This is a genomic window from Silvanigrella sp., from assembly GCF_044369315.1.
Classification (GTDB): Bacteria; Bdellovibrionota_B; Oligoflexia; order Silvanigrellales; family Silvanigrellaceae; genus Silvanigrella.
Genome location: NZ_JBIPMD010000261.1, coordinates 1 through 4,349 on the forward strand (window position 1 = coordinate 1; position 4,349 = coordinate 4,349).

Genomic DNA, 4,349 nt, shown 5'->3' on the forward strand with positions numbered 1-4,349 from the left:
TGGGTAATTAAATTTGGAAAAACCCTTCTATTGTGGTTAGAATCTGTTGTTTAACGAATTTTTTCTTTCCTCTTCCTCGTATTTCCATTTGTTTCATTATTCTGCCAACTTTATTTTTTCCACATTTAATACCCTGATTAATGCAATCTTTATAAATTTTTCTCCTGCCATAACTCTTTCTAGAATTGATATGAATTTTTGATATGATATTTTTCATTTCATCCGCTTTTAGGGACCTGGGATTTGCTTTTAAGGACCGCCATTTGTAATAACCTTGTCTAGATACTTTCATAACAGAACAAAGGATAATAATAGGATAAATTGCTTTCTCAGTTTCGATAAACCGATACCTTAGTAATTTTCTTTCACAAAGAAGGCTGTGGCCTTTTTTAAAATTTCAATTTCCATTTTAAGGCGTTCATTTTCTCTTTATAGCTTTAAATAATCAGGATCTCTAGTTTTTTTTAAGATTTCTGATTGAGAAACATTGTTTGGGGAGCAATCAGAGTGCCATTTAGAAAGAGTTGAAAAGCCAATACCTAAATCATTGGCAATTTCACCCATTGATTTCTCACTGTTGGCAGAGAGATTTACTGCATTTCTCTTGAATTCTTCAGAAAATACTTTTTTGTTGTTCTTCATTTGACAATCCTTCCTATAACAAAAATATCTATACCAGATTGTCAACTAAATGGGTTCAACTTCAATATTTTTAACTCAGATAATCCTTCACTAAGAAGAGAGCCTTTACCTATTAACATAAAATGAAGCCAAAGACTAAGATGTTGCATTAAATAAGGAGTTGGAAAAGAAAAATTATTTCTAAAATTGTAATCCTAAAGATTCTGTTGAGAATTATGAAATGACTTCAGATGCATATAATTTTTAGTTTTTCTTTTAATTTAAATAGAATACCAAAAATTAAATTTCTTTCTTTTGATTATAATTTATTAATTCATTCATTAAATTATCTAACTCATGCAGTAATTCTTCATATAAGTGAATTGCTAAATCGATTTTGTTTTCACGTCCCATTTTTTCAATTTCTTCCACAATAAATAGAGATTTTTCTGCATTTATATATAACAAAGCTCCTTTGAAGTTATGAGCAGCATATTCAATATCAAACGCATTTTTATTTTTAATTGCAAGACTTATTTTATTTTTATAGTTTGGTAATAGTTTTAAAAAATTTCCTATAGTGATATAAGTTAAATCTTCTATTCCTTGAAAATTTGATAAAAAATTCTTTAAATTAAAAGATAATTTAGAATTTTCATTTTTTGAACTTAATATTGATTCCTTTTCGATGTTTAAATAACAATTTTCAATCTGCTGAACAAGAGATTCAATTAAGATTGGTTTACTTATAAAACCATCCATACCAATCGAAAGACAGTGATCCTTATCTTCTTTCATAGAACTTGCTGTTAAAGCGATAATACGAGGTCTTTTCTTTTTTAATTTTTCATATTTTTTAATAATTAATTTTGTTGTCTCAAATCCATCAAGATCTGGCATATGGCTATCCATAAAAATAAGATCATATTTTTTTGTATCGATTTTTTCTAAAGCAAGAATACCATTTGTAGCCAAATCGGGTCTATATCCAAACTTTTCGAGTATCCCATTAATTACTTGATAATTAATTTTATTATCTTCAACAACTAAAATACTTAATGGATATTTTTTTTCTAAATGAACATCAATAATGAATGGCGATTTATTTAAATTCATTTTTTGGTTTTCATCTAACTTTTGAGCCATAAAACTAAAGGAAAATACAGATCCTTTATTTATTTTGCTTTCTAGCCCAATGGTACCACCCATTAATTCGCAAAGTGCCTTACAAATTGCAAGTCCGAGTCCAGTTCCTCCATAAACTCTTGTCGTAGAAGCATCTACTTGTGAAAAATTTTGAAATAATTTACTTTGATTTTCTATTGAAATTCCTAATCCTGAATCTTCTACAGAAATTTGAAATTTTAATTCATTTTCCTTTTCATCAATTAATTTTGAGCAAATTTTAACATATCCTCTTTCTGTAAACTTAATTGCATTCGTAACTAAATTCAATAATATTTGTCTAAATTGATTAGGAGAACTCAAGATCCATTCTGGTGTCAAAGGGTCATGACTATAAGATAAAACAAGACCTTTTGCAGAAGCTTGATTATTTAATAACTCTACAATTTCAAAGCAACTTTTATTTAAATTAAATGGTATTTTTTCTAAAATTAACTTTCCTGCTTCGAGTTTTGAAAAATCCAAAACATCATTTACTAAGTTTAATAAAATGTTGCCACAATTTTGAATTATCTTTAATTTTTCAATTTGATTTGGTAATGGATTATTATCTAATAATAAATCACACATTCCAATAATTCCATTCATAGGTGTTCTAATTTCATGACTTATATTCGCTAAAAACTCGGACTTGGCTTTTGCTGCAGCTTGTGCTTCTTCTTTGTTTTTATATAATTCTGTAATATCATCTAAAACAGTTAATAAATATCGATAACCTTCATTTGAATTGGTTTTAATTGGAATTTTACTTGTCTGAACTAATATTTTTCCTTTATGGGGCACTATGGTTTCTGCAGCTTCTATTTTAAGAATCGTTTCATTTTTAATTACTTGTAAATCCCATTTATGATATTTATCTGCAATTTCTTTAGGATAATGATCATAGACATTTTTTCCAATTGCTTCTTCAGCAGAACGCATTAAAATTTCTTCTGCTCCTTTACTCCAAATTAAATTTCTAAAATCATTTTTTACATCTTTCACAATAATAGCAGATGGAATATTTTGTAAAATAATATCTAAAAATATTCTTTTTTCTAATATTTCTAATTGAATTTTTTTTACATTATCGGATAAAATTTTATTTTCAGTTATATTAGTGAATTCAGTAATTACAAAAAGTATTTTTGTACTTTTTTGGTAAGAAATAACAGTTGTATTAATACGAAGCCAAATGATTTCTTTTTTCTTATTTTTAAGCCCTATCACAATATTTTTTAAACACTCTCCATTTTCTAAAGAAATATTAGAAGGAAAATTTGATTTATTAATTTTTTTTCCAATTTCATTTAGAATTTCAAATTGATCTAAAAATAAATTAGAATTTAATAGTTCTTTAGATTTTAATTTTAAAATATCTAAAGCTGTTTTATTAAATTTATTAATTTCTCCTTTTTCATCATGAACTAAAAAAGCATTATTCATATTATCAAATATGGTATTAAAGTGATTTTTTAATTTATAATAGTTATTATTTTCAATTCGTAAATCTAAAATTCTCATGACTTGCTTTGAAAGTTTTTCAAGATACTTTTTTTGCTCTTTCGTTAATTTCTTGGGTTTTTGATCTATTACACATAATGTTCCTATCACATTTCCATTTGAAGAAATTAATGGGGCCCCTGCATAAAATCGAATAAATGGGGCTCCAACTACTAACGGGTTATCAAAAAATCGTTTGTCTTTTTTAGCATCTTGTATTTCTAAGATTTCTTTTTGATGAATGGCATGACCACAAAATGAGATTTTTCTTGAAGTTTCTTCAGCACTTAAACCTTGTTTAGACTTAAACCATTGCCTATTTTTGTCCACTAAACTAATTAGAGATATAGAAGTTTTACAAATGGAAGAAGCTAATAAAGTAATGTCATCAAATATTTCTTCATTTTCTGTATCTAGAATAAAATAATTATGTAGTGTATTTAATCTTTCTTTTTCATTTATACAATTACAAGCAAATTTCATGAAATATCCCTAAATAATTTTTATATTTATCGGAATATTTATAATTTATTTAAGTCATATGCTGATATACTGCAGGAATAACCGATTTTAATTTATGTTTATCGCCAATCATAGCTTCGGAATGACCAATAAATAAATACCCTTTTTTAGAAAGACAACTAGAGAGTTTTAAAATTGTCTGTTCCACTAAATCTTGAGTAAAATAAATCATTACATTGCGACAAAAAATAACGTCAAATTTATACGGAAAAGAATATGTTTCATTTCTTAAATTAAATTTAGTAAATTCAATCATGTTTCTAAATTTTTCTTTTACTTGATAATATTGAGTATTTAAATTTTTGTCAAAATATTTAAGTAAAAGATCAGGGGTGATATTTTCAGAAATTTCTGGTCTATATATTCCTAATTTTGCTTTTTCTAACACTTGCGTATTTAGATCTGTGGCTTGCATTTTTATATTTAGTTTTGGGTAATTACCTAAATATTCTAAGATTGTCATAAGAATTGTATAAGGTTCTTCTCCGCTACTTGCAGCCGCACACCAAACTCGAATTTCATTTCTTTTTTCTTTTTCA

4 protein-coding genes are annotated in these 4,349 nt (G+C 26.2%); all 4 read right to left on the reverse strand.

What is annotated here, in order from left to right; genetic code table 11:
- Positions 1-7: 7 nt before the first annotated feature.
- Positions 8-292, reverse strand: coding sequence for an IS3 family transposase (locus ACIQ56_RS14975; RefSeq protein WP_397601849.1), 285 nt, complete (start codon positions 290-292; stop codon positions 8-10).
- A gap of 137 nt (positions 293-429) precedes the next feature.
- Entirely contained in the window at positions 430-642 is a 213-nt protein-coding gene (locus tag ACIQ56_RS14980) for a transposase (protein WP_397601850.1), read from the reverse strand.
- A 279-nt stretch (positions 643-921) separates the two neighbouring features.
- On the reverse strand, positions 922-3,771 hold the full coding sequence (locus tag ACIQ56_RS14985) for an ATP-binding protein (protein ID WP_397601851.1): 2,850 nt from the start codon (positions 3,769-3,771) through the stop codon (positions 922-924).
- A 49-nt stretch (positions 3,772-3,820) separates the two neighbouring features.
- Positions 3,821-4,349 (reverse strand): CheR family methyltransferase (locus tag ACIQ56_RS14990; protein WP_397601852.1); only part of this gene is annotated, 529 nt, incomplete at its 5' end.